Below are 1,676 nucleotides of genomic sequence, written 5' to 3' on the forward strand. Positions count from 1 at the left end.
TGCGCCGCGCCCGCCGTCCCGGATCGCGGGCGCGGCCCGACGGCCCCGCCCCCGAACGCAGCGGTCCCGGATATCCCCGCGCTGCGGAAAACCTGACGAGATGACCCCGGCTTTGCATGGGCCTTGCCCGGCGCGGCTATACTGGAACCCAGTTTGCAGTCAAGGGACGCGCCGGCGCCTGCGTGCGCCCGCGCCGGTGCGCCGCCGTACTCGACAGGAGGCCGCATATGGCAGACACCGCAGAAAAGACCCCGCTCGTCGGCATCATCATGGGCTCGAAGTCCGACCTTCCCACCATGGAGGGCTGCACCGCCGAGCTCGAGCGCCTCGGCGTCCCCTACGAGCTCGTGATCGCGAGCGCGCACCGCACGCCGGACAAGGTCCACGAGTGGGCCGCGTCCGCTGCCGACCGCGGCATCAAGGTCATCGTCGCCGCCGCCGGCAAGGCGGCGCACCTGGGCGGCGTCGTCGCCGCTTTCACCCCGCTGCCGGTCATCGGCGTCCCCATGAAGACGAGCGACCTGGGCGGTCTCGACTCGCTGCTGTCCATGGTCCAGATGCCCTCCGGGGTGCCCGTGGCCTGCGTCGCCATCAACGGCGCGAAGAACGCGGCGATCTACGCCACGCAGATCCTCGGCGCCACGATGCCGGAGTACCGCACCGTGGTCGAGGACCTCAAGCGCGAGATGGCCGAGGCGTAGCGGGTCGTTCGCACGAGGCGGCACGGGGAGGTCCTGCGCCGCGTTCCGGTATGAGAAGGGCGGTCGCATGGCGTTTCTCGACGACATCGAAGAACTAGACGATACCGCGGGCGGTTCGCTTCCCGCCCCGCGCACCCGCATGGTGCCCGTGGGCTCGCATTTCTCCGGCGGCGGCTCGGCTGCGGGCGGCTCCGGGGCGGACGACGCGGACATCGCGGACGCTCCCGCACCGGCGGGGACCCGCTTCTCGGGCAGCCGGCCGGCCGCATCCTGGCACGCCGGGAGCCCGGCGGACACCTTCGCCGGCATGATGGGCCGGCCACAGGGCGGGACCCATCGCGCGGCCCCGGCCTCCGCGCCCGCCGCCCAGGGCGGCGCCCCGGCGGCCCGTCCCGCCGCATCGGCGCCCTCGGTCGGTCCCTCCGGCCCCATGCGTTCCGCGCCCGCATCGGTGGCCGCCTCCCGCCCCGCCCCGGCCACCCGCCCGTCGACGGGGGAGGCCACCGTGCCTGCGTCCGCCCGGGTGTCGTCCCCGGCTCCCGCAGCGGCGGTCCCGGCCGCATCCGCGCCCGCGGCGTCCGCCGCACCGGAGGTCCCCGCCTGGACGCCCCGCCCGGCGGGCAAGCGCTTCTCGCCTAACACGGGCTCCTCGCTCACCCGTCAGGATCCCGAGGCGGGGGACCGTCCGGCGGGCAGCCGCTTCGCGAAGCTCGGCGAGGCCGCGGGCGCGGCGAAGCCCTCGGCGCGCTTCGGGTCGGTCCGGCAGCCGGCGGGGGACTCCTTCAAGAACATGGACACCGCGCAGTGGATCTCGCTGGCGACGGGCTCGGCGCCCGCCCCGGCCCCCGCGCCCTCGCCCGCAGGTGCCGTCGCATCCGCCCCAGCCCCTGCGCCCGCCCCGTCCACCGTTCCGTCGGCGCCCCGCGCCGCAACGCCCTCCGCGCCCCAGGTCGCGGACCGTCCCGCAGCCGCCCG

The 1,676-nt window shown here is 76.0% G+C and carries 1 protein-coding gene and 1 pseudogene; both read left to right on the forward strand.

What is annotated here, in order from left to right; translation table 11 throughout:
• Positions 1-227 precede the first annotated feature (227 nt).
• A complete protein-coding gene (gene purE / locus PHA29_RS10485; RefSeq protein WP_270405040.1) occupies positions 228-701 on the forward strand; it encodes a 5-(carboxyamino)imidazole ribonucleotide mutase in 474 nt (157 codons plus the stop codon).
• A gap of 67 nt (positions 702-768) precedes the next feature.
• Positions 769-1,676 (forward strand): annotated as a pseudogene (locus tag PHA29_RS10490) (hypothetical protein); the annotation flags it as partial.

It is taken from the genome of Candidatus Collinsella stercoripullorum, assembly GCF_027669965.1.
Classification (GTDB): domain Bacteria; phylum Actinomycetota; class Coriobacteriia; order Coriobacteriales; family Coriobacteriaceae; genus Collinsella; species Collinsella stercoripullorum.